Source organism: Mediterranea sp. ET5, from assembly GCF_023337025.1.
Lineage (GTDB): Bacteria > Bacteroidota > Bacteroidia > Bacteroidales > Bacteroidaceae > Phocaeicola_A.
Genome location: NZ_JAMBLN010000027.1, coordinates 1 through 21,352, shown reverse-complemented (window position 1 = coordinate 21,352; position 21,352 = coordinate 1). Strand labels below are relative to the sequence as shown.

At 56.2% G+C, this 21,352-nt stretch carries 17 protein-coding genes; 9 read left to right on the top strand and 8 right to left on the bottom strand.

Annotated elements, in window-relative coordinates; genetic code table 11:
* The first annotated feature begins 137 nt into the window (after positions 1-137).
* The 5 genes from M3087_RS13215 to M3087_RS13195 all read left to right on the top strand — a co-directional run bounded on the left by M3087_RS13215 (position 138) and on the right by M3087_RS13195 (position 2,999).
* On the top strand, positions 138-1,052 hold the full coding sequence (locus M3087_RS13215) for a ribonuclease Z (RefSeq protein WP_249096437.1): 915 nt from the start codon (positions 138-140) through the stop codon (positions 1,050-1,052).
* Positions 1,053-1,083: 31 nt separating this feature from the next.
* Complete coding sequence (locus M3087_RS13210; RefSeq protein ID WP_249096432.1) at positions 1,084-1,635, top strand: RNA polymerase sigma factor; 552 nt, start codon at positions 1,084-1,086, stop codon at positions 1,633-1,635.
* A gap of 68 nt (positions 1,636-1,703) precedes the next feature.
* Positions 1,704-2,090, top strand: coding sequence for a hypothetical protein (locus tag M3087_RS13205; RefSeq protein ID WP_249096431.1), 387 nt, complete (start codon positions 1,704-1,706; stop codon positions 2,088-2,090).
* Positions 2,091-2,122: 32 nt separating this feature from the next.
* Complete coding sequence (locus M3087_RS13200) at positions 2,123-2,578, top strand: hypothetical protein (RefSeq protein ID WP_022384823.1); 456 nt, start codon at positions 2,123-2,125, stop codon at positions 2,576-2,578.
* A 166-nt stretch (positions 2,579-2,744) separates the two neighbouring features.
* Complete coding sequence (locus tag M3087_RS13195) at positions 2,745-2,999, top strand: type B 50S ribosomal protein L31 (RefSeq protein ID WP_022384824.1); 255 nt, start codon at positions 2,745-2,747, stop codon at positions 2,997-2,999.
* A gap of 435 nt (positions 3,000-3,434) precedes the next feature.
* Here M3087_RS13195 and M3087_RS13190 read toward each other — a convergent pair whose 3' ends face one another.
* The 3 genes from M3087_RS13190 to uvrA all read right to left on the bottom strand — a co-directional run bounded on the left by M3087_RS13190 (position 3,435) and on the right by uvrA (position 8,432).
* A complete protein-coding gene (locus M3087_RS13190; protein WP_022384825.1) occupies positions 3,435-4,967 on the bottom strand; it encodes a peptide MFS transporter in 1,533 nt (510 codons plus the stop codon).
* Positions 4,968-5,038: 71 nt separating this feature from the next.
* The gene (gene ybaK, locus M3087_RS13185; RefSeq protein ID WP_022384826.1) at positions 5,039-5,521 is read right to left on the bottom strand and encodes a Cys-tRNA(Pro) deacylase; all 483 of its coding nucleotides are present in this window, start codon (positions 5,519-5,521) and stop codon (positions 5,039-5,041) included.
* A 79-nt stretch (positions 5,522-5,600) separates the two neighbouring features.
* Entirely contained in the window at positions 5,601-8,432 is a 2,832-nt protein-coding gene (gene uvrA / locus M3087_RS13180; RefSeq protein WP_249096425.1) for an excinuclease ABC subunit UvrA, read from the bottom strand.
* A 251-nt stretch (positions 8,433-8,683) separates the two neighbouring features.
* Here uvrA and M3087_RS13175 point away from each other — a divergent pair, with 251 nt between their 5' ends.
* A complete protein-coding gene (locus tag M3087_RS13175) occupies positions 8,684-10,465 on the top strand; it encodes a LysM peptidoglycan-binding domain-containing protein (RefSeq protein ID WP_249096423.1) in 1,782 nt (593 codons plus the stop codon).
* Positions 10,462-11,175: a porin family protein gene (locus M3087_RS13170; RefSeq protein WP_249096420.1), complete on the top strand. Its 714-nt coding sequence runs from the start codon at positions 10,462-10,464 to the stop codon at positions 11,173-11,175. The genes M3087_RS13175 and M3087_RS13170 overlap by 4 nt, the downstream gene beginning before the upstream one ends.
* 67 nt (positions 11,176-11,242) lie before the next feature.
* Here M3087_RS13170 and M3087_RS13165 read toward each other — a convergent pair whose 3' ends face one another.
* The gene (locus M3087_RS13165; protein WP_022384830.1) at positions 11,243-12,022 is read right to left on the bottom strand and encodes a Cof-type HAD-IIB family hydrolase; all 780 of its coding nucleotides are present in this window, start codon (positions 12,020-12,022) and stop codon (positions 11,243-11,245) included.
* 163 nt (positions 12,023-12,185) lie between these two features.
* Here M3087_RS13165 and M3087_RS13160 point away from each other — a divergent pair, with 163 nt between their 5' ends.
* Together M3087_RS13160 and M3087_RS13155 are read left to right on the top strand one after the other, a co-directional pair.
* The gene (locus M3087_RS13160) at positions 12,186-14,390 is read left to right on the top strand and encodes a sodium-translocating pyrophosphatase (protein WP_106625415.1); all 2,205 of its coding nucleotides are present in this window, start codon (positions 12,186-12,188) and stop codon (positions 14,388-14,390) included.
* A gap of 117 nt (positions 14,391-14,507) precedes the next feature.
* Entirely contained in the window at positions 14,508-15,482 is a 975-nt protein-coding gene (locus tag M3087_RS13155; protein WP_249096418.1) for a glycoside hydrolase family 43 protein, read from the top strand.
* Positions 15,483-15,665: 183 nt separating this feature from the next.
* On the opposite strand, the gene M3087_RS13150 is transcribed toward M3087_RS13155, so the two are convergent.
* The 4 genes from M3087_RS13150 to metA all read right to left on the bottom strand — a co-directional run bounded on the left by M3087_RS13150 (position 15,666) and on the right by metA (position 20,326).
* Entirely contained in the window at positions 15,666-16,547 is an 882-nt protein-coding gene (locus tag M3087_RS13150) for a PepSY-like domain-containing protein (RefSeq protein WP_249096417.1), read from the bottom strand.
* 77 nt (positions 16,548-16,624) lie between these two features.
* Positions 16,625-17,593: a hypothetical protein gene (locus tag M3087_RS13145; RefSeq protein WP_022384834.1), complete on the bottom strand. Its 969-nt coding sequence runs from the start codon at positions 17,591-17,593 to the stop codon at positions 16,625-16,627.
* Positions 17,580-19,412 carry a peptidase U32 family protein gene (locus tag M3087_RS13140; RefSeq protein ID WP_249096484.1) on the bottom strand — a complete coding sequence of 611 codons (1,833 nt, stop codon included), beginning with the start codon at positions 19,410-19,412 and terminating at the stop codon, positions 17,580-17,582. The genes M3087_RS13145 and M3087_RS13140 overlap by 14 nt, the downstream gene beginning before the upstream one ends.
* Positions 19,409-20,326, bottom strand: a complete 918-nt coding sequence (gene metA, locus M3087_RS13135) for a homoserine O-succinyltransferase (RefSeq protein ID WP_249096413.1) — start codon at positions 20,324-20,326, stop codon at positions 19,409-19,411. Before metA ends, M3087_RS13140 begins: the two co-directional genes overlap by 4 nt.
* Positions 20,327-21,352: the final 1,026 nt, after the last annotated feature.

Here is a 21,352-nt window from a genome sequence, read left to right as displayed (position 1 = left end):
TTACAATCTGATAAAGGCAGGTTCACTCCCACAAGGTTTGAACCTGCCTTCTTTTTATAGCGGAGTGCAAGCCAAACCCAATTTTCTCCCCTTCGACGGACTGAAAACACAAAAATCTTGTGTATTTTTGCCACACTATGGAAAAGTTCGAGGTCAACATATTGGGATGTGGTTCTGCACTGCCCACCACCAGGCATTATCCAAGCTCGCAAGTGGTGAACATCCGCGAAAAGCTGTTCATGATCGACTGCGGTGAAGGCACACAGACACAACTGCGCCGTTCACGGCTGAAATTCACCCGGCTGAACCACATCTTCATCTCCCACCTCCACGGCGACCACTGCTTCGGACTCATCGGATTGCTCTCCACCTTCGGACTGCTGGGACGCACCGCCACCATGCACATCTATGCCCCCGCCGAACTGGAAAAGCTCATGCAACCCCAACTGGACTTCTTCTGCAAAGGGATGGACTACAAGGTGGAGTTCCACTCCCACGACACCCGCACCCCGGCAGTCATCTATGAAGACCGTTCGGTGACCGTGAGCACCCTTCCGCTGAAGCACCGCATCGACTGCTGCGGCTTCCTCTTCCGCGAGAAACCGACTCCCAACCACATCCTCCGCGACATGATCGACTTCTATGAAGTCCCCACGTATGCCATCAACCGCATCAAGAACGGTGAAGACTACGTCCTGCCCGACGGCACGGTTGTCCCCAACGGAAGACTGACCCGCCCCTCCGACCCTCCACGCAGCTATGCCTACTGTTCCGACACCATCTACCTGCCGGAACTTGCCGGACTGGTGCACGGCGTCGACCTGCTCTACCACGAAGCAACCTTTGCCAACAGCGAGTCGGCACGAGCCAAAGAGACGTTCCACACCACCGCTGCCCAGGCAGCCCGGCTTGCCAAGGATGCCGAAGTCAAGCAGCTCGTGATCGGGCACTATTCCGCGCGCTATGAAGATGAGAACATCCTCCTGCAGGAAGCACGCGAAGTGTTCCCCTCGACCCTTGCCGCCAAGGAGAACCTGTGCATTGCCTTATAACCTCTGTCTAATCTGACGCAACCCCGACTGCATGAAGAACTACGATGAACACATAATCATAGAGCAACTCCGAGACCCCGCCACACAACGCGCCGCCTTCGAGACCATCGTAAAACAGTACAGCGAGCAGCTCTACTGGCAGATACGCCGCATGGTCCTGTCGCACGACGACGCCAACGACCTCCTGCAAAACACCTTCATCAAGGCATGGATGCACATCGACTACTTCCGGGGTGACGCCAAGATTGCCACCTGGCTCTATCGCATCGCACTCAACGAGTGCCTCACGTTCCTCAGCCGTCAGCAGAACAACCCCTCCATTCCGCTGGATGACCCGCAAGCGGGCGTGGTCAACCGACTGGAAAGCGACCCGTTCTTCAACGGAGACGAGACGCAGCTCCTCCTGCAAAAGGCCCTGCAGACCCTGCCCGAGAAACAACGCATCGTGTTCAACCTGAAATATTTTCAGGACATGAAGTACGAACAGATATCGGAAATCCTAGGCACGACAGTGGGCGCACTGAAAGCTTCCTATCACTATGCGGTCAAAAAAATCGAGCGCATTTTGAAAGACTCTCTTTAAACCATCCCCCCTGCCGACGGTCTAACCAATGAAAACAAGACAACAACACGCACATAATGGATAACAACATGGAAGATAAGAAACTGAAAGATATTTGTGGTACCGGCAACCCCTTCAGCGTGCCTGAAGGCTATTTTGACCGGGTCACCAAAGAAATCATGGACAGGCTTCCGGAGAAAGAGAAGGTCATCCTTCCTCCCACCCCCACCACCTGGCAACGCATCAAGCCGTGGCTTTACCTGGCTGCCATGTTCTGTGTCATCATGGGTGGAGCACGTTATTTCGTCGGTCCGTCCCTTCAGCAGAAGATTGACAAGTCGCCGATGGCAATCACGTCCGCCGATGCACAGAGCATCTCCTACGACGAAGAATATCTGGAAAACGAACTGATGAACTCGCGCATGGACGACTATTCCGTCTATTGCTACCTCACCGGCACTGACAGTGAAAGTTAATATTGTTTTAACCTAAACTAAAAGCATATCCCATGAAGACGTACTTACTCACCCTCATGCTGGTCCTGACCAGCTGTCTTGCCTGTCAACCGACGGCATCCGCACAGACCAAACACAACGAAAGCATATCCAAGGAACAATTCCGCAAGAAACAGAGAGACTTCATCATCCGCGAGGCACGTCTGAGCCCGAAGGAAGCCTCCTACTTCTTCCCCCTCTTCTTTGAGTTGCAGGACAAGAAGAAGCTCCTCACCGACGATGCCGACGCCAAGCGCAAAAAGGCACTGGAGGAAAAGCTGGACGAGAAGCAATACAAGTCGGCTGTCGACCAGATTCTCAATGCCCACGTGAACCTCGAGCAGCTGGAGCGCGAATACGTGGACAAGTACCGGCAATACCTGAGCAACAAAAAGATATTCAGCATCATGATGGCGGAGATGAAGTTCCGCAAACAGCTCATCAAGAACACCCGGCAGGAACAACGATGACTCCGGAGAAAAGCTGCGGGAGCCGTCCGTCTGTCAGTAAAAACTCCTAAAAATCTTTTGTTACTAATGAAGGATTGCTTACCTTTGCAGCCTGAATAAAGACCATTACACAATATTTTTGTTACCAGCAAAATATTAACCAACCAACAAAAAGACAGACACTGATATGAAAAAAGGTATTCATCCCGAGAACTACCGTCCGGTAGTATTCAAAGATATGTCAAACGGCGACATGTTCCTTTCACGTTCGACTTGCGCAACCAAAGATACCGTTGAATTTGAAGGTGAAACTTATCCGTGTGTAAAGCTCGAAATCTCCAGCTCTTCACACCCGTTCTACACCGGTAAGTCCAAATTGGTCGACACCGCCGGTCGCGTAGACAAGTTCATGAGCCGCTACGGCAATGCCAGAAAGAAATAAGAAATACTCCTTATAGAGCATACGAGACAAGAAAGCTTCCCGATACGATTTCGGGGAGCTTTTTTTGTATCTGCACCTTCACAAGCAAGCCACCGCGACTCCTAAGGCAAGAGCATGACAGTTCCACGCCGTGGAACTCATATTCCCACGCCGTGGAACTCACAGTCCCAGGCTGTGGAACTCGAAGTCCCAAGCCGTGGAACTCGGAGTCCCAAGCCGTGGAACCCGCAGTCCCAAGCCGTGGAACCCGCAGTCCCAAGCCGTGGGCATCCTGTTGGGAACCTCATCCGAGGGCAAATGTTCAACTCATATCGTTACACCAACAGGTTGTTGATGGTGCCCGTTCCGTCCATTAAACAAAAAAAACATGGCGCGTAAAGCGGAAAACAAACTTCCGGCTTTACACGCCATGACTTACAGGAAGGATGGGCAGGCTTACTTAGCCACGCGCTCCAGACGTTTCATGATTGAGAAGATGAACAATGCCGAGAGCAGACAGAGTGCCACGAGAACACCCCATACCACCAAGAGAGGCAGGTCGCCCCACAGCCAAGCGGCTACGGCAGTCAGGTAGTTACCGATGGCAGTAGCCACGAACCAACCACCCATCATCATACCTTTATATTTGGGAGGTGCAACCTTCGACACGAACGAAATACCCATCGGAGAGAGCAACAGCTCACCGAAAGTCAATACCAGGTAAGTCGATACCAACCAGTTGGGAGACACGAACGATGCTGTTCCGGCTTCCAAGGCAGCTCCTTGCTCATTCGGAGTCAGCAGACCGAACGAAGCGAACATCATCAGGATGTAACCGCAGGCTGCTACCAACATACCCAAACCAATCTTGCGCGGAGCGGAAGGCTCTTTTCCCTTACGTGCCAACGAACCGAAGATTGCCATGGATACCGGAGTCAGAGCCACCACAAAGAAGGGGTTGAACTGCTGGAAGATGGGAGCATCTACCGGAGTAGCTCCTTCAATGGCCGAGTAACGATAACCCAGGAAGGCGAGTGCAGCGACAATGACCAAGGCTGAGATACCCTTGCCTTTGCCGGTCTTCGACTGGAAGAGGGAGAACAACGCATAGACGATGAAGATGACAGCCACAAGGTTCCATACACTGAACATCATGCTTTCCAGACCTTCGGAACTCTTAGCCGTAAATTCGTCGGCGAAGTAAGTCAATGTCAGACCGTTCTGGTGGAATGCCATCCAGAAGAAGATGACCACGATGAACACAAGGCAGAGGGCGACAATGCGCTCCTTGGTCTCACGCGGAGAAATCTCTTCGACTTCGGCCTTCGCACCCTTGCTGTCCTTCGCCTGCTTGGTGCTGCCTTCCACGTGCTTGAACGTGCTGCGGAAGCCATAATAGATGGCCATGGAGACAATCAGCGAAACACAGGCCACTGCAAATGCGAAGTGATAAGAATCATTGACACTCACGCCCCACGTCTTCTGCGCATATTCCATGATGGACACGGCAGCCGTCGGTGCAAACAGGGCGCCGATATTGATTGCCATGTAGAAAATGCTGAATGCGGAGTCGCGCTTGGAGGCATACTCGGGAGCATCGTAGAGGTTACCCACCATCACTTGCAGATTGCCCTTGAACAGGCCTGTTCCGCTACTGATGACTATCAGGGCGGCAAACATGCCAATCATGCCCAGTGTACCGGTGCCCAACGGCAAAGCCAGGAGCACGTAACCGGCAAACATCGCAATGATACCGATGGTTACCATCTTCCCATAACCGAATTTATCAGCCAGGATACCTCCGATAAATGGTAAGAAATAAACTAACGCTAAGAATGTGGAATAAATCGTTCCGGCTACGCCAGGCGATAATCCGAAGTTGGCTTTCAGGAATAACACGAAAATAGCCAACATGGTGTAATACCCGAAGCGTTCGCCGGTATTTGCGAGCGCCAAGGCATACAGTCCTTTTGGTTGTCCTTCAAACATAAGTTAAGATATTAGATAATTAATAGTAGGTTTTTTTAATGGTCACAAATATAGACATATTTTTCAACTCTCTACACAAATAGCGCACAAACTTCAGCGCGTGCCTCACGAATTAGGTCCTGCGGTGCCAATTTTATCTGCAAACCGCGTACGCCGGCGCTTACATAGATGTAGGGGAAGGATAAACAGGTGTCATGGATATAAGTTGGGAAGTGCTTCTTCATCCCGATGGGGGAACAGCCGCCACGGATGTATCCGGTGGTGGGAAGCAGTTCTTTCAGGGGGAGCATCTCGCACTTCTTGTTGCCGGACGCCTTGGCTGCCATTTTCAGGTCCACCTCGTGCTCGCCGGGAATGACACAGACGAAGTGCCCGGTCTTGTCACCCCTGAGCACCAGCGTCTTGAACACTTGCTCGATGTCTTCTCCCAGACTTGCCGCCACATGGACGGCACTCAGGTCGTTTTCATCCACTTCATAGGGAATCAGTTCGTAGGGCACTTTTGCCTTGTCCAGCAGACGTGCCACATTGGTCTTGTTTATCTTGTTGCTCATAAGTCAGCGATTCTGTTTTTTCTGTGATTGGTCTGTTCCGCAGGTCTCCCCCGACGGGGTAACCGCCTACGTCAGTTGCTCATTGTCGTGCCAGCTCTTCGCGGAGGAACCTGGCGGTGTATCCTTCCGGGCATTGTGCCACTTCTTCGGGCGTGCCGCTGCACAGCAGACGTCCGCCTCCCCGTCCGCCCTCAGGACCCATGTCGATGAGGTAGTCGGCAGCCTTGATGACGTCCATGTTGTGCTCGATGACGATGACCGTGTTGCCTTTGTCCACCAGTCGGTTGAGGACGGTGAGGAGGACACGGATGTCCTCGAAGTGCAGTCCGGTCGTCGGCTCGTCGAGGATGTACAGGGTCTTGCCGGTATCCCGCTTGGAGAGCTCGGTGGCGAGCTTCACACGCTGACTCTCCCCGCCCGACAAGGTGGTGGAGGGTTGCCCCAGCTTGATGTATCCCAGGCCGACTTCCTGCAGGACCTTGATTTTATTCAGTATCTGCGGCACATTCTCGAAGAACTCCACTGCCCGGTTGATGGTCATGTCGAGCACGTCGGCAATGGACTTGCCCTTGAAACGCACTTCGAGCGTCTCGCGGTTGTAACGCTTGCCGTGGCACACTTCGCAAGGGACGAGTACGTCGGGGAGGAAGTTCATCTCGATGGTCTTGTAACCGTTGCCTCCGCATGCCTCGCAGCGTCCGCCGCTCACATTGAAGGAGAAGCGGCCCGCCTTGTAGCCGCGAATCTTCGACTCGGGCAGCTCCACGAAGAGCGAACGGATGTCGGAGAAGACGCCCGTATAGGTTGCGGGATTCGAACGCGGCGTGCGTCCCAAAGGCGACTGGTCGACATCGACCACCTTATCTATATACTCCAGCCCTTCAATAGCGGTGTAGGGCAAGGGGTCACGCAGCGAACGGTAGAAATGTTGCGAGAGGATGGGTTGCAGGGTATCGTTGATCAGGGTGGACTTGCCGCTGCCCGAGACGCCGGTGACACAGATGAACCGTCCCAGGGGGAACTCCACGTCGACGCCTTTCAGGTTGTTGCCCGAGGCACCGCGCAGCCACAACGACTTGCCGTTGCCCTGACGGCGCACCGCCGGTATCTCTATCTTCATTTCTCCGTTGAGGTATTGCGAGGTGAGGGTGTGGATCTTCAGCATCTCTTCGGGGGTACCGGCGAACACCACTTCACCGCCCAGGCGTCCTGCCTTCGGTCCCATGTCGACCACATAGTCGGCATTGAGCATCATGTCGCGGTCATGCTCGACCACAATCACGGTGTTGCCCATGTCCCGCAGTTCCTTGAGCGAGTTAATCAGGCGGATGTTGTCACGCTGGTGCAGACCGATGCTCGGTTCATCGAGGATGTAGAGCACGTTGACGAGCTGCGAACCAATCTGTGTGGCAAGGCGGATGCGCTGGCTCTCACCGCCCGACAGGGTGACCGACGAACGGTTGAGCGACAGGTAGTCCAGTCCCACATCGAGGAGGAACTTCAGACGGGTACGTATCTCCTTCAGGATTTCTTCGGCGATGCGGAGTTGCTTGCCGTCGAGGTGTTCTTCCACATGGAGCATCCAGTCATAGAGTTCGCTGATGTCCATGGTCGCCAGTTCATAGATGTTCTTGTCGTGGATGCGGAAGCTCAGCGCCTCGCGGTTCAGGCGTGCCCCTCCGCAATCGGGGCAGACTGCCGTCTTGGCAAACTGTTCCGCCCACTTCTGTTGGGTTGCGGACGCATCGCTCTCCTGCAGCATCTGGATGTACTTGACCAGTCCCTCAAAGGTCGTGAAATAGTCGGACGAGGAATGGAGCAGCGTGCTCTTGATTTTGATGCGCTCATCCGAACCGTGGAGTATCTCGTCGATGGCTTCGTCGGGCAACTCGCTCACGGGTGTCTTCAGCGTAGCCTCATACTTCTCCAGCAAGGCGGCAATCTGCCAGAATATCATGGCATTCTTGTATTTTCCCAGGGGGACGATGGCGCCCTCGTAGATGGAGAGGCTGCGGTCGGGAATCACCTTGTCCACATCAATCAGGTTGACAAAGCCCAGTCCCTTGCAACGCGGGCAGGCTCCCTGCGGAGAGTTGAACGAGAAGTTATGCGGTGCCGGCTCCCGGTAGGACAGTCCCGTGACCGGGCACATGAGCCGTTTGCTGTAATGACGGACGGTATTCGTGGCGACATCGAGCACCATGAGCAGTCCCTCGCCCTGGGTCATTGCCGTCGCCACACTCTGCGTCAGTCGTTTGTCGTCCTTGTCACTGACGGCAAGCTTGTCGACCACCACCTCAATGTCGTGGTTCTTATAGCGGTCCAGCTTCATCCCGTGCATCACTTCGCGCACCTCTCCGTCAACCCGTACGTAGAGGTAGCCTTTCTTCCGCACTTGCTCGAACAGCTCCTTGTAGTGTCCCTTCCGGGTACGTACCAGCGGGGCTAGCAGCATGATGCGCTTGCCGGCATAGTCGCGCAGGATGAGGTCAATAATCTGTTCTTCGGTATATTTCACCATCTTCTCCCCCGACAGGTAGGAATACGCCGTACCGGCTCGGGCAAAGAGAAGTCTCAGGTAGTCATAGATTTCAGTGGTTGTCCCCACGGTGGAGCGCGGGTTCTTGTTGGTTGTCTTCTGTTCGATGGAGATGACGGGGCTCAGTCCCGTGATCTTATCCACATCGGGACGCTCCATGCCTCCCAGGAAGTTGCGTGCATACGCCGAGAAGGTCTCGATGTAGCGGCGTTGCCCTTCGGCGAAAATCGTGTCGAAAGCCAGCGACGACTTGCCGCTTCCGCTCAAACCCGTAATGACCGTCAGGCTGTTGCGTGGAATCTCCACGTCAATGTCCTTCAGGTTGTGTACGCGGGCACCGTACACGTTTATCTTTTCCGTTTCGTCTGTCATAGTGTTGTCTTGCTTCTGAATGAAAGTGTCTGGCGAACCATATCCCTGCAAAAATAATGCTTCAAGGTGAATTTATGGACATGAGACCGAAGAATATTTAAGCGGAAGCACTCGATGCCGGGAGTTTTTTTATACTTTTGCGGACAAATCGTGGCTCACTCAAGTTTCGCATACGCTCAACTTATCAGTTGTCAATCCGTCAACTACCTCTTGGGTCTGCGAGAGTTGAACGGCTCCTAAAACAAGTAAGAATGAAACTCCTACGACGTTGGTTATGCATCGGTCTGTTTGCCGGCCTCTCCTTCGGTCTTTCGGCACAGACAAACACCTATTTCCTCCATACAATCGCACGGGGCGAGAGTCTGACCTCCATCGCCGCCACTTACAATGTATCGGTTGCCGACATCATCCGCCTCAACCCGGGCAGCGACAAGCTGATCAAGGCAGGCGAGCAGCTACGCATCCCCCAGTCAGCCAACCAGAGTGCCACCCGCTACCACACCATCCAGCCGGGCGAAACGCTCTACCGCCTCATGCAGCAATATGGGGTGACGGTAAAGGCTATCTGCGACGCCAACCCGGGACTGAGCGCCAGCAACTTCCGCAGCGGACAGGTCATCATCATCCCTCCGTCGGACGCGTCCGCGACCCCCGCACAACCACAACCGGAGAGCAAGCCGGTCCAGGTGACCCGGCTGCAGGAGGTTCAGGATATCCACAAGGTGAAGCGTCGGGAGACCATCTACAGCATCTGCCGCGAATACGGCATCACGGAGGAAGAACTGATTGCCGCCAACCCGGAACTGCGCAGCGCCAGCCTGAAGAAAGGCACCTACCTCCGCATCCCTTATCACAAGGAGAGTCCGGTGACACCCACAGTCCCCACCACCATCCCGACGGACAACGAACTGTTTGCCAGCGTACGTCCGGACACACAGAGCAAGAGCCGGCTGCGTGTGGCAGTGATGCTGCCCTTCATGCTCGACGGCTCGGGACAGGGGGAACAGGCACGCATGGTGGAGTATTACCAGGGATTCCTGATGGCAATCAACGAGCTGAAGCAGAAGGGGACGTCATTCGACATCTACACCTACGATACCCGCGACGATGCCTCTACCATCCGCAACATCCTCGCCAAGAACGAGATGAAGCAGATGGACCTCATCATCGGTCCGGGACACTCGACCTACATCCCTGCCATCTCCGACTTCTCGAAGGAGAACAAAATCCGTCTGGTGGTGCCCTTCACGTCAAAGTGTGACGAGGTGTTCACCAACCCCTACCTCTACCAGGTCAATACGCCGCAATCCTACCTCTACTCCGAGGTGTACGAGCACTTCCTGCGCAAGTTCCGCGGACAAAACATCATCTTTGTGAATGCAGCCGATGGCGGAACGGACAAGCGTGACTTCATCGCAGGCTTCAAGCAGGAGCTGAAGAATCAGGGAGTATCCTACAAGGAGATTCTTGCCAACAGCAAGGAGAGCATCGAGAGTGCCTTGAGTGCCGGCACGGAGAACATCCTCATCCCCACCTCGGGCAGCAACATTGCCCTCATCAAGCTCCTCCCCTACCTGAAAGCCCTGAAGCTGTCGTGGGAGGCTGACGGCACGCCCGACAAGTACAGCCTGCACCTCTTCGGCTATCCGGAATGGCAGACCTACACCGCCGACCACCTGAACGACTTCTACACGTTTGACACCTACTTCTACACGTCGTTCTATGCCAACAACCTGTCGGTAGATGTCGTCAACTTCCAGCAGGAGTTCCGCCGCTGGTATCACAAGGAAATCCTCAACACCTACCCGAAGTATGCCATCCTGGGCTATGAGACGGCGAACTTCCTCCTGCAGGGACTGTCACGCTACGGCAACAACCTGGAGGACAACCTGGACAAGATACGTGTGACTCCCATCCAGACCAGCTTCCGTTTCGAACGGGTGAACAACTGGGGCGGATTCATCAACAAGAAGGTATTCTTCATCCACTTCACCAAGGACCATGAACTGATTAAAATGGATTTTGACCGATGAAGCAGACACTCAAAAGCACCCTCCTCCTTCTCGCCGTCCTTCTCCTGGGCGGTCTCCTGCCTGCCCGTGCCCAGGTGGGCGAAGCACGCAGCGACCTTGCCATCGGTGTCAACGGCGGTATCAATCTGAGCAGCGTGACGTTCAACCCGACCATCAAGACCACCAACCTCATGGGCATGTGCGGCGGCTTGACCATCCGCTACACGTGTGAGAAATATTTCACCGCCATCTGTGCCCTGCAAATGGAAATCAACTACGCCCAGCGCGGATGGAAGGAAGACATCGAGGACGGCAGCGGCAATACCTACCAGCGCACGACCAACTACCTGGAAGTGCCGTTCATGTTCAACATGGGTTGGGGACGCGAGCAGCGCGGCGTGAAGTTCTTCATCAACGCCGGTCCGCAGATGAACCTCTTCCTGAGCGAGAAAGAAGAGTACGGCGGCGGAACGTGGGACACCTCCAACCGCCCGAACAACGTGGTGGAACAATACGGGAAAGACACCGAGAACTCGTTCGACTACGGAATCTGCGGAGGCGGAGGCATCGACTGGAGCACGAAGGTCGGACATTTCGTGCTCGAAGGACGCTACTACTACGGCCTGGGAGACATCTTCAAGAACACCAAGAAGGACTATTTCGGTCGCTCGGGCAACTCCTCCATCACCGTCAAGCTCAGCTATCTGTTCGATATCATCAAGACAAAATAAAGTGAACCCATGCAGGGACAGGCGGTCTGCACGCCCCTGCATGGGTTCACTGTATCCGGCTTGCTCCTCAACCCAAAAAATGCTGCAAGGCACGAAGGACCCCGTCCTCATCGACCGAGGTCGTGACATAGTCTGCCTGCGACTTCACGGCATCATTCGCGTTGCCCATGGCCACACCGATGCCGGCACGGCGTAACATCGCCACGTCGTTCCCGCCATCTCCGAAAGCCATCGTCTCCTCAATCCCGATACCGAAACGGGCAGCCATGCGTTCGATGCCCTTCCCCTTGTCGGCTCCGTCGGCTGTGATGTCCGTGAAGGCAGGATGCCAACGTCCGGAGATGCAGCCGGGCAGTTGCGGCAGGACGATGCGCTCCGTCGGTTCATCGATGATGGGGGTTATCTGAATGATGCGCTCCTGAAAGATGGTATCCAGCGGCGGATTCTCGGGCAGGTGCTGCACGTTGAGGTACTCGTAGAAAATCTTATAGAGCAGGTCGTTGGGGTTTTGCAGGACGATGTGCTTCTCGCCCACATAGACGCAGGCAAAGTGCATCTCGTCGGACAGACGCGCCATGATGCGCACATCCTCTGCCGGGATGGGATTGCACGCCACCACCTCTTTGCCCACGAAGCTGAATGCCCCGTTGGTAGTTACGTAGCCGTCAATCAGATGCTCGATGGCACCCAGGTTGTCGATGATGGCAATGGGACGTCCCGTCGCAATGAAAATCTTTACACCCGCTTTCTTGGCCTGTTCAAGCGCCGCTACCGTGGAAGCCGGTATGGCATGTGTACGGAAGCTCACCAGCGTCCCGTCAATATCAAAAAACAATGCTTTTATCATAATCCAAAATCTTTTCCGTCCGCAAAGATAGACAGAAATAAAGACATGCCCAACCCTCCTCCCATGAACAAAATGCTACAAAAAAGCAGACAAACATTTGCACACGTACAGGCTTTTGCCTACTTTTGAAGCGAAGAAAAACACCTTATTCAACTTTAATATCATGGAACATTTACTCTTCTGGCTTGTGCCGGTATCGTCGGTACTCGCCTTGTGCTATGCCTATTACTTCTACCGTCAGATGAAGACGGTGAGTGAAGGCACGCCTCAGATGGCGCACATCGCAGCGGCTGTCCGCAAAGGCGCCATGTCGTATCTCAAACAACAGTACAAAGTCGTCGGATGGGTCTTCGTGGGACTCGTCATCCTCTTCTCCATCATGGCTTATGGCTTCGGTGTACAGAACTCCTGGGTGCCTGTCGCCTTCCTGACAGGCGGTTTCTTCTCCGGTCTTTCGGGCTTCCTCGGCATGAAGACTGCCACGTATGCATCGGCACGTACCGCCAATGCAGCCCGTGAATCACTCAACAGCGGTCTGCGTGTCGCCTTCCGCAGCGGTGCGGTCATGGGACTCATCGTGGTCGGACTGGGCCTGCTCGACATCTCGTTCTGGTACCTGTTGCTGAACGCCGTCATCCCCGAAGACGCCCTCTCCCCCACTCAGAAACTCTGTGTCATCACCACCACCATGCTGACCTTCGGTATGGGAGCCAGCACGCAGGCACTGTTTGCCCGTGTGGGCGGTGGTATCTATACGAAAGCTGCCGACGTCGGTGCCGACCTCGTGGGCAAGGTGGAAGCCGGCATCCCGGAAGATGACCCGCGCAACCCCGCCACCATCGCCGACAATGTGGGCGACAACGTGGGCGACGTCGCCGGTATGGGCGCCGACCTCTACGAGTCCTACTGCGGCTCCATCCTCTCGACCGCCGCACTCGGTGCTGCCGCCTTCCTGCACTCGGGCGACACCGTGATGCAGTTCAAGGCTGTCATCGCCCCGATGCTGATTGCCGCCGTGGGCATCCTGCTCTCCATCCTGGGCATCTTTGCCGTACGGACGAAGGAGAAAGCCACCATCAAGGACCTGCTGGGTTCGCTCTCCGTGGGCACCAACCTGAGCTCCGGACTCATCATCGTCGCCACCTTCCTCATCCTGTGGCTGCTCGGACTTGAGAACTGGGCACTCATCAGCTGCTCGGTCGTAGTCGGTCTGCTGATGGGCGTTGTCATCGGACGTTCCACCGAATACTACACCTCGCAATCCTATGCTCCGACCCGCAAGCTGAGCGAAAGCGGCAAGACGGGTCCTGCCACGGTCATCATCTCGGGCATCGGACTGGGCATGCTGTCCACCGCCATCCCGGTCATCTCGGTGGTCATCGGCATCATCCTCTCCTACCTCTTCGCAGCTAACTTCGACCTGAGCAACGTCAGCATGGGTCTCTACGGCATCGGTATCGCCGCCGTGGGCATGCTGTCCACCCTGGGCATCACCCTGGCAACGGACGCTTACGGTCCGATTGCTGACAACGCAGGCGGTAATGCCGAGATGTCCGGTCTGGGCAAGGAGGTACGCCAACGCACGGATGCACTCGACTCCCTGGGCAACACCACAGCCGCCACAGGCAAAGGCTTCGCCATCGGTTCTGCCGCCCTGACGGGACTTGCCCTGCTGGCTTCCTACATCGAGGAAATCCGCATCGGTCTCGACCGCATCGGTACGGATGTGCTGACGCTGGCTGACGGACGCACGGTCAACACCGCCGACGCCACCTTCACCGACTTCATGTACTACTACGACGTGACCCTCATGAACCCGAACGTGCTGGCAGGCATGTTCATCGGCAGCATGATGGCCTTCCTCTTCTGCGGACTCACCATGAACGCCGTGGGACGTGCCGCCTCACACATGGTGGCTGAAGTACGCCGTCAGTTCCGCGAAATCAAAGGCATCCTCTCGGGAGAAGCCGAACCGGACTACGAACGCTGTGTGGAAATCTCCACCCGAGGTGCACAACGTGAGATGGTACTTCCGTCCCTGCTCGCCATCATCGCTCCGGTAGTGACCGGCTTCATCTTCGGCGTGCCGGGCGTGCTGGGTCTGCTGATTGGCGGACTGGCAAGCGGCTTCGTGCTGGCAGTCTTCATGGCCAATGCCGGCGGTGCCTGGGATAACGCCAAGAAGTATGTCGAGGAAGGCAACTTCGGCGGCAAGGGCAGCGAGGTACACAAGGCAACTGTCGTCGGCGACACCGTGGGCGACCCGTTCAAGGACACCTCCGGTCCGAGCCTCAACATCCTCATCAAGCTGATGAGCATGGTTGCCATCGTCATGGCAGGACTGACCGTCACCTGGAGCCTGCTGTAAGGCGGACGCTCCCGCAGACAGACGACATCCGCGAAGAAGAGCCGAGACAGACACGCTCTCCTTCGCGGATGTTCCATGAATATCCTTACCTTTGCACCCCGACAAACACGAGACACAATGAAAAGACTACACTCCCTGCTCGCGGGGGCACTCCTGCTCTCCGCCATTTCACTGACGGCAACGGCACAGACCCCGTCCGCTTCCGCCTCTACTCCCGAAACAGACTACTACCTCTCCACCTCCTTCCACGAACCGGCTGACGAAGGGCTTCGCCTGCTCTACAGCACCGACGGCATCCGCTGGGACAGCATTCCCGGCACGTGGCTTGCCCCGAAGCTGGGTGCCGGCATCCTGCGCGACCCGTCCATCCGACGCGGACCCGACGGGACGTTCCACCTGGTGTGGACCATCGCGTGGAGAGGCGACACGGGTATCGGCTATGCCTCCTCGAAGGACCTGATACACTGGAGCGAACAGCGGCGCATCCCCGTGATGGACCACGTGGCGGACACCTACAGCGTGTGGGCGCCGGAGCTGTTCTACGACGAGGTGAAAGGGCAATTCCTGATTGTCTATACCGCCGTCGTGAACGACGGCACCTGCACCGGACGGCGCAACGAACACGGCGACTACCACCGCCTCTACTACGTCACCACACGCGACTTCACCGAGTTCTCCTCTCCCCGCCTGCTCTATGATGCGGGCTACAGCTGCATCGACGGCTTCATCGTGAAACGGGGCGACGGGGACTATGTTCTTGTGGCGAAGGACAACCGCAAGGCAAACAGCAACCTGCGCGTAGCCTTTGCCCGGAATGCCGAAGGTCCGTACACCAATCCGCTGTCGCGCCCCTTCACGGGCATCTTCGCCGAAGGTCCGTCCGTCAGCCGGGTGGGCGACACCTACTACATCTATTACGACCTCTACCGCCGGCACATCTACGGTGCCAGCACCACGCGCGACTTCATCCACTTCACCGATGTCACCGACCAGGTGTCCTTCCCGCAGGGGCACAAGCACGGCACGACTTTCCGCGCACCGGCTTCCATCGTGGAAGGGCTGCTCCGTGCAGCACAACAACACGGGGATTGACCTCGTCAAACCCAGGGACAGACAATGAACAAGCCGGACTTAGACAGACCAAAGTATAATACTTTGGCACCCTAAGTATAATACTTAGGTAGGCTAAGTATTATACTTAGGTCCATCTAAGCCGGCTTCATTGCCTGTCTCTCCCCCAGGATGAGGAGGGAGAAGGCACGTGTATCCGTTCACTCAGTCCCTCACCTCGGAAGTCTGTCCGTCTTCGGTGATGCGGACGTCCATTTCGTAATTGTCCAGGTCAACCAGGTAATAGCTCTCGCCGGATGCCGTCTCCACCCAGTCGCAATCATCGATGCGGTAGCCGACGTACTTGCCACTGAGCGCATGCGTCACGACAGCAGGGATGTCCCGTCCGCAGTCCGTCTTACTCCACAACCAGCTGTAGGAGGAGTCAAAACGCAGCTCGATGCTCTTCCCGTTATAAATCACATCCACCTCATAGCCGCCCTGTTCCCGGTCGATGTCCACGATGCGGGCACCGGCATAGCGTCCGTTGATGAAGTCCTCGATAGCGGAAGGCTTCTGTGACGGGAGCAGGCTCTCGTTGCGGTCGTCGTCCTGGTCGGTCACGTCGCGGAAGAGGGTGCCGTTGGTATCGAAGTACAGGTCATGGTCCTGCTGACCGCGCTGCTCCACCTCAATCTTGAAGATTGCCTCGTAGTCGGGACGCTGTATCTCGTCGATGTCGTCCACCACCCACTGAGCATACGCGCTGGCATAGAACCCGTCGCGTACGGTCTGCGGCAGCGCGTCGATGTTGCGTCCGTGGTCAATCTCGGTCATCATCCAGCTGCCGTCTGCCGTGTACCAGGCATCGTGCTCCTTGTTGTCCTTCCAGAACTCTGCCACGATATAGCCGCTGCGCTCATACTCCCACTCCACCCGTGTGGCACCGGAATACTGCTGGCTGAAGGCTGTCCGGACGGCTTCGGGGGCAGCAAACTTGTCCTCGTCGTCATCGCATGCCGTGAATGCGAACATACCTGCCACACACAGCGTGGCCACTCTCATCCATTGGATACTCTTCACAGTTGTCAGTCTTCTTGTCTTCATAGTCTTGTTGCTTTTGGTATTTCTGAAGGCAAAGCTAGACGGCAATTCTGAAAAAAATTTGAAACGCACGACAATTTTCACTCATTGTCCCAGCCGCAGTGGGGACAGACGCCTTTCCGGGACAGACGGGCGCCGCAGTGACCGCATACATAGGTAGAGAAACTGGTGCGCAGGAGGTAGCGCACGGTGTAGAAGAAGAAGGCTGCCGACAGGGCATAGCCCACGTAGTAGTAGACGCTCCACGTGACAATCATGTAGAGGAACAGGCACAGGGTGCCCAGTCCGAGCAGGTAGAGCAACGACGTGGAGAAGTCGAGCTGATGGAACAGGTCGTCGACCAGTGCCAGGGCAGACAGGAGGACCGCCCACACCGACGCGATGAACAGCGCCAGCAGGAGGGGCAGCCCGAAGGGGTTGAGCGTGGGGTTGAAGTAGTAGTGCACCCACGTCTCGGGCACGAAGCGTTGCATGCTGGCATAGAGCGTCGCCGACAGCACGATGCAGATGCACAGCACGGCGGGATAGATGCTGTCCACACGGGAGGCAGTCACCGACGAGCGTGTGGACGACTTGCGGCGCGACCGCCGGACGAGGTAGAACAGGATGAAGGCGCAGCCGATGAACAGGAAGACCCGGTTGCGCAGGCTGGAGAACCAGTGGATGAACTGTGAGATGGGGTCGACCGGGACGACACTCTCGAGCAGATGTTCCTCGGGCACCCACCCCATGGTGTGCTGGTCGCGTGCCACCTTGATCCATACGGCATGGACCGTGTCGGACGTCATGCGGGCAAAGTCCGCCACCACCAGCACGTCACCACGGCGGACCCACAGGGAGTCGGCGCTGAGCATCTCGCGCAGGGGCAGCGAGTCGGCGAGCACCTTGAAGTTGTAGTTCACGCCGTAATGGTGGGTGGAGCGGAACTCCAGCGAGTCGCGCTGCTCACGTGTGAGATTCCACACCGAGTAGTCCGGCTCCGGATAGTGACACGACACCAGCAGGAAGCCCACGACAAGCAACGTTCCTATCCACTCAATCAGTTTCATGGGACACTTTCATCTGGCAGTTCTTGCAATCGAAGTCGAGGCGGAAACGTCGTCCGTCGGAAGCGACCAGGTAGTAAGGCTCGCGATAGGGGGAACGTCCCTTCTGACGCACCGGACACCAGCCCATGCTGTAGCGCAGACAGTGCTTGCAGAACATCAGCACGGCGTCCTTCGGCGGACGTTTCTCAAAGGCGGGAGCGATGCGCAGGACTCCGCGTTCGCGGTAGAACTGCTCCGCCTGTCCGTTCATCACATTGCCCAGGTAGGTCAGCTCCTGCACGGGGAAGGGCACGGGACGGCGGCTGATGCGTGCCGTCTCACGCGGACAGGTCATCCGGCGCACCTGCAACAGCTTGTCGACCACCCGACGACGCCAGTCCGTCAGGACCGATGCCGGGATGAACCATTCGCCCGACAGGGACAGGCGGATGGCGGAAGGCTCGAATGGCGTGTTGCCCAGCTTGTCCAGCTGACGGCGCAGGTTGTCCGCCTGCGGGGTGCGGGCAGGCTCCTTCGGGTAGTCAAAGCTCAGGACGGCACGCAGTCCGTCTTCATCGGTCATGCCCAGCGTGAAGCCGAAGGGACACTCGCCCAGCTCGATGTCCACCCGGATGCGCCGCTCGGCAGTCTTGTGCGAGAGCGCCTTGTCGAACGCCTGGTCGTAGTTGCGGAAGAGCACGGTGCGGGGCTTGATGCGCGGCATCTCCTGCGGATAGAGCCGGTTGCCCTCGGCACGGTTCACACGGAAGCCCTGCAACTTGCCGCGCTCGTCGATGAAGCACAGCCCGTCGCCATTGTTGAACGGCTTCACGCCAGCCACGGTCAGCCAGTTGCCGCGCACCTCCTTCACCGTACCCATCTCCTCGCCCAGCGACTTGGGCGTATCGAACGAGAAGATATCCATGTTGCGTCCGTCCAGGAAGTAGTGTGTGAAACCGCGGCTGAAGCTCTTGTCGAGCTGCGGATGGAAGTCCAGCCGGACCTCGCCCGACGAGGCACGCACGTACTCCTTCCGTCGGCTGAACAGCTCGTCGAGCTTGCGGCGGTAGGCAGCGGTGACGTTCTTCACATAAGCCACGTCCTTCAGCCGTCCCTCAATCTTGAGCGACGTGGCACCGGCATCGAGCAGCTCCTCCAGGCGGTCGCTCTGGTTGAGGTCCTTGAGCGAGAGGAGGTGCTTGTCGCGCACGATTTTCCGTCCGTCAGCGTCCTCCATGTCGAAGGCAAGGCGGCAGAACTGGGCACACTCGCCGCGGTTGGCGCTGCGCCCGAAGCATGCCTGGGAGACGTAGCACTGTCCGCTGTAGCTCACGCACAGGGCACCGTGCACAAAGACCTCCAACGGCACGTCGGGGCACTCCTCGTGGATGCGGCGTATCTCCCCCAGTTCCAGCTCGCGCGCCAGGACCACCTGACGGAACCCCGTCTCAGCTAGGAAGCGTACCTTCTCGGGCGTCCGGTTGTCCATCTGTGTGCTCGCATGGAGCGGGATGGGCGGAAGGTCGAGCTTCAGGATGCCCATGTCCTGCACGATGAGGGCATCCACCCCGATGCGGTAAAGCTCCCAAATCATCTCCTGCGTCTCCGCCAGTTCCTCGTCGCGCAGGATGGTGTTCACCGTCACGTAGATGCGGACGCGGAAGAGGTGGGCATAGTCCACCAGGGCGGCAATGTCCTCCAACGTGTTGCCGGCAGCGGCACGTGCCCCGAAACGGGGAGCACCGATGTAGACGGCATCGGCTCCGTGGTCCACGGCTGCCCGTCCGCACTCCAGGTTCCGGGCAGGTGCCAGCAGTTCGATTTTGCGTGGTTTCATCAGCGTATCTCGTTAATGTCGTAGGGAGTTTCCTGATAAACGTAATAGTTCAGCCAGTTGGAGAAGAGCAGGTTGGCATGGGCACGCCAGCGCACCAACGGGGGCTGCGAAGGGTCATCGCCGCGGTAATAGTTCCGCGGCATGTCAATGGGCAGGCCTTTCGCCAGGTCGCGCTTGTACTCCCCGTCGAGCGTGTAGGGGGAATACTCGGAATGTCCCGTCACGAAGAACTCCCGTCCGTCTCTCGCCATGACCATGTAGACCCCAGCCTCGGGCGACTCGGAGAGGATGTCCAGCTCGGGGCAACGCTCGATGTCCTCCCGGCGTATCTCCGTATGGCGACTGTGAGGGACATAGAACACGTCGTCGAACCCACGGAAGATGGGCAGCAGCGGACGGTTGACCGTATGCTCGAAGATGCCGAACATCTTGTGCGGCAGGTCATGCTTGGGGACACCGTAGTGGTGGTACAGCCCTGCCTGCGCCGCCCAACATATATATAAGGTAGAAGTGACATGCGTCCGTGCCCAGTCGAAGATGGCAGACACCTCGCTCCAGTAGTTCACCTCCTCGAAAGGCATCTGCTCGACAGGCGCTCCCGTGATAATCATCCCGTCGAAACGTTCGTCGCTCATCAGTTCGAAATCCTTGTAAAAGGCTTTCATGTGTTCGACGGGCGTATTCTTCGGCGTATGGCTGCGCAGCTTCATGAACGACAACTCAATCTGGAGCGGTGTGTTCGACAGCAGACGCACGAGGTCGGTCTCTGTGGTGATTTTCAGCGGCATCAGGTTGAGCACCACGATGCGCAGCGGACGGATGTCCTGCCGGCTCGCACGCGAATGGTCGAAAACGAAGATGTTCTCTTTCTTCAACAGTTCGATGGCCGGCAGTCTGTCAGGTAAATTTAAAGGCATAGTCAGTATCTTGAATTAAGCGTTGCAAAGATAATGACTTTTTGCATAGGCGGGACCATGAAGCCTTTGCTAAGTAAACAAAGTGGAATGTGTAGGGGCGAGCGATCTGCTCGCCCGCCGTGTCGCGCAGGAGGCATTTGACAAAATGTCAAACGAAGACGCTGAGGCTGCCCGCGCCTGCACCAAAATACGATTTGGTGGATTTCGTGGCATTCTCAGGCGATTCGCAAAATACAGATTGCCGTCGATTCGGCCCGAATACTGTCATGCAGGAAGGTCCCAAGCCCTGTGCCTTTCCTGACAGACATCTTCTACTTCCTGAAGTACGCTTTATGAAAGCTTCCGATTTGTTGACACACCTCCCCTTCCAGCGAATGAAACTTGCACTTTTTGCATTTCCTTCTCCAAAGATTTGACTTTCGCGGACGAAACAATATTGTTTGAGAGATGAAACTATATTGTTTGACGAGTCAAACACAAGTGTTTCGCGGACGAAACAATATTGTTCGGGCGTCAAAATGTAAAGATTCCGAAATCCAACTGTATAGTTTTCTAAAATCAAAAGCCTTTTCAAGCATTTTCGTTTGCATTCATTTGCAATTGCGTGCTGGTTTGACGGATTTTCGAAAAGTACGCGTTAGTTGAAATGGTGTATTTGGGAAATAAAGGAAGCGAATACGATGTTTGAGTTTCAAAATGACAGAAGCCCCTTTCTAAAAATAATAGTCGCTACCGGAAACACCAGACTCCGGCAGCGACTACGATCGTGATGGAAAAAAGAATTTCAGTCTACAAAATTCTCGTCGACTGGCAAATCTTTAACCCAAATCGGTCATTAGAGTTTGAGTAGATTGTTCGCATCTGTCAGGCAGCTTGTTTCTCGTTTTGTTGAAGACGTAGCGGGCTACGTCGAGACAGAACGAGGAAGAAGATGCCGACAGATGCGAACAAGATGCTCAAAGAGCTCGCCCTTTTGAAACGAAGAGAACTTTCAGCGGTCTCCTGACTTCGTCATCGTGTCACCCC